Origin of the sequence: Microbacterium sp. C448 (assembly GCF_000582705.2) — a bacterium.
Taxonomy (GTDB): Bacteria; Actinomycetota; Actinomycetes; order Actinomycetales; family Microbacteriaceae; genus Microbacterium; species Microbacterium lacus_A.
The window spans coordinates 1-3,585 of sequence record NZ_HG779788.1 but is presented as its reverse complement, the minus strand read 5'-3'; the positions used below and the strand labels follow the sequence as shown (position 1 = coordinate 3,585).

Annotated in this window: 2 protein-coding genes; both read right to left on the bottom strand. The window is 67.3% G+C overall.

Translation table 11 applies throughout. The features are described from left to right. Window positions 1-360: 360 nt before the first annotated feature. A complete protein-coding gene (locus tag MIC448_RS14350; RefSeq protein ID WP_051514047.1) occupies window positions 361-2,916 on the bottom strand; it encodes a glycoside hydrolase family 65 protein in 2,556 nt (851 codons plus the stop codon). Window positions 2,917-2,970: 54 nt separating this feature from the next. Further along, window positions 2,971-3,585, bottom strand: a 615-nt coding sequence (locus tag MIC448_RS14345) for an HAD family phosphatase (protein ID WP_036301223.1), incomplete at its 5' end; no start/stop codon positions are given.

The following is a 3,585-nucleotide window of genomic DNA, read 5'->3' as shown; positions in this document are numbered from 1 at the left end:
CGGCGTGGGTGTGACATCCGAACTGCTCCCGCCATCAGGCCAGACCGGGGTTGGACTGAGAGCGCATCTCGGTTCGTAATTCAGTCCCGCAGGCTCTGCGGGACAGAGTTCACCGCGGGACGGCGCGGCACCGGCCCCGGACCGACCGCGAAGAGACTGAATTGCGAACGACGGAGGCGTCGGAGAGCAACCGGCCCCCAGCGCGGCCGTCGTCGCCGCGGTTCGGTATTCAGTCCCTGCCAATCCCGCCGGACAGATATCCGCGAAACGATGCGGGTCCGCGTGCGACGGGAAGACGACGAGACTGAATTGTGAACGCTAAGCACGCCGCCGAAGCCGTACCAGCCGACCGCCCCTGGGTCAGGAGTCGGCGCCGAGGTCCGAGTCGTCGCCCGTGCCGAGTCCGCTGACGCTACCCACGGGAATCGGTCCGGTGAGCGCCGGGATCACGGTCGTCACGGTCGGAACCGACGCCGAGAGCAGCGTGCCGTCTTCGCGTCGGATGTCCTCGAACTGCTCGATCGTCGGACGCCCCGAGCGCACAGGACCCTGGTCGGCGAGCTCCACCGAGATCTCCTCCCCCGGCGCGATAACGTACTCACGGCCGCGCACCGAGAACGCGACCGGCTCGGCCTCACCCTCGTCCAGACTCAGCGTCAGAGCTTCGCGCGTGAGCGTGACGTTCAGGTGCGCGTCGTGCCAGCGCAGCGTATACGACAGCTCCGGCCAGGACTCGGGCAGGCGCGGATCGAAGGACAACTCGCCGTAGTGGTCGCGCATGCCGCCGAAGCCGCAGACGAGCGCCGTCCACACCCCACCCGCGGACGCCACGTGGACACCGTCGGCGGCGTTGTGATGCAGGTCGCCGAGGTCCACGAAGATCGACTGCTCGAAGTACTCCAGCGCGAGGTCCTGGTATCCGACCTCGGCCGCGAGGATCGCCTGGACAACGGCCGACAGGGTGGAATCCCCGGTGGTCAGCGGGTCGTAGTACTGGAAGTCGGCCAACTTCTCTTCCGCGGAGAAGTGGTTGCCCTGCAGGAACAGCGCGAGCACGACATCGGCCTGCTTGAGCACCTGGAAGCGGTAGATCACGAGCGGGTGGAAGTGCAGCAGCAGCGGGCGGCGATCCGCGGGCGTGTTCTCGAGATCCCAGACCTCGCGCTCGAGGAACAGAGAGTCCTGCGGATGGATGCCGAGCGCTGGGCTGAACGGGATGTGCATCGCCTCGGCCGCGAGATCCCATCCCTCCGCCTCGAGCGGGTCGAGACCGAGACGGTCCACCATCAGACGGTAGGCGTCGGGAGCGTCATGTTCCATCTCGCGCACGGTGCGCGCAGCGAAGCGGAGGTTGAAACGCGCCATCACGTTGGTGAACAGGTTGTCGTTGACGACCGTCGTGTATTCATCGGGGCCGGTGACGCCGTGGATGTGGAACGTCGGGTCACCCTCGCCCTCGCGCCAGAAGCCGAGGGTGGTCCAGAGCCGTGCGGTCTCGACCGCGATATCGATGCCCTCGCGGTACAAGAAGTCGACGTCGCCCGTGCCGCGCACGTACTTCGCCAGGGCATAGGTCACGTCGGCGTTGATGTGGTACTGCGCCGTGCCGGCGGCGTAGTACGCGGATGCCTCTTCGCCGTTGATCGTCCGCCATGGGAAGAGCGCACCGGCCTCGTTGAGCTGGAAGGCTCGGCGGCGCGCGGCGGGCAGCATGAGCGCCCGCATCCGGAGGGCGTTGCGGGCCCACAGCGGAGAGGTGTAGGTGAGGAAGGGCAGGACGTAGATCTCGGTGTCCCAGAAGTAGTGCCCGCTGTATCCGGAACCCGTGACACCCTTGGCCGGGACGCCCTGGCCGTCCGCGCGGGACGCCGCCTGCGCGAGCTGGAACAGACACCAGCGGGTGGCCTGCTGCAGGTCGTCGTGGCCGCCGATGCGCACGTCGGACCGCTTCCAGAACGCATCCATCCACTCCCGCTGGCGCTCGTAGACCGACTCGACGCCCTCGAACTCGGCACGGTCGAGCGTGCGCCGGCAGCGATCGACCAGCTCGCGCGCCGGAACGCCGCGGGACGAGTGATACGACACGAGCTTCGTGACCGTGATGGGCACGCCCTGCTTCGCGTGGACGCGGAAGACGTTCTTCGCGATATCGGGCTCGATGAGGTTGCGCGCCTCGTAGTCGTTCTCGGTCTCGATGAGGTGGTCGGCCGCGACCGCGACCGTCATGCCCGATTCGTTGACCTGGTAACTGAGGGTCGAGCGGACGCCCTCCTGCCAGTACTCCTGGGGCAGCAGGACACGGTCGGCGGCGATGCGCTCGGCCTTGCGCGGGTCGAATCCGGCCGCCTTGGCACGTTTGACGGAGCCGCCGTAGACGTCTTCGCCGTCCTGGCGGTTGATCAGCTGGCACGAGACGGTCACGGGGGCGTCGGCGTTCAGAACCGTCACGGTCAGACGCATCAGCGCCAAGTGCTTCTCGTCGAAGGACACGATGCGGTCGAAGTCGACCTGCACCTGCTTGCCCGAGGGCGTGCACCACACCACGTGACGCCGCAGAAGACCCTCGCGGAAATCAAGCACGCGCTCGTACTCGCGCACGTCCGCGACATCGAGCGAGAGCGGCTCGTCATCGATGTACACGCGCATCACCTTGGCGTCGGGTGCGTTGACGATCGTCTGCCCGACCTCGGCGAAGCCGTAGGCCTGCTCGGCGTGGCGGATCGGCCACGTCTCGTGCAGGCCGTTGATGAACGTACCGTGCTCGTGCGCACGGCGACCCTCGGGCTGATTGCCCCGAAGCCCCAGATAGCCGTTCCCGACCGCAAACAGGGTCTCGGTGACTCCCGTGTCTTCTTCCGAATACGAGGTCTCGATGAGGCGCCACGGGTCGACGGGGAACCGATCGCGATCGATCATGACGGAGAGTGCTCCTTAGCGCGGGTCGAGCAGAGAAGAGAGAGGCAAAACAGGTCAGGGCACGAGTTCGCCGAGGTCGGCGACCACCAGGTGAGCACCGGCCTTCAGCAACTGCTCGGCACCGACGCCGCGGTCGACACCGATGACGAGTCCGAAGCCGCCCGCGGCTGCCGACATGACGCCCGAGATCGCGTCCTCGACGGCCGCAGCGCGCGCGGGCTCGACGCCGACCAGTCGTGCCGCCTCGACGAACACATCGGGCGCGGGCTTGGACGAGAGATTGTCGCGCTCGGCGATGACACCGTCCATGACGACGGGGAATCGGTCCGTGAGCCCGGCGACCTGCAGAACTTCGGTGGCGTTCTTCGAGCTCGAAACGACGGCGATCGGTGTGCCCGCGGCCTGCAACGCGTCGAGAAGACGCACCGAGCCGGGGTAGGCGGTGATGCCTTCGGAACGCAGCACGCCCGAAAACACGACGTTCTTGCGGTTGCCGATGCCGCACACCGTGTCGGCGGTCGGGGGGTCGGACGGATCGCCCCACGGCACCTCGACGTCGCGGCTACGGAGGAGGCTCGCGACCCCGTCGTATCGCTTTTTGCCGTCCAGGTATTCGAAGTAGTCCCGCTCGGTGTACGGCGGGGTGATGTCCCACGCTGCGAAGAGCTC

Excerpts from the sequence above, each read along its gene's own strand:
- MIC448_RS14350 (WP_051514047.1), bottom strand. The coding sequence starts at position 2,916 with ATGATCGATCGCGATCGGTTCCCCGTCGACCCGTGGCGCCTCATCGAG.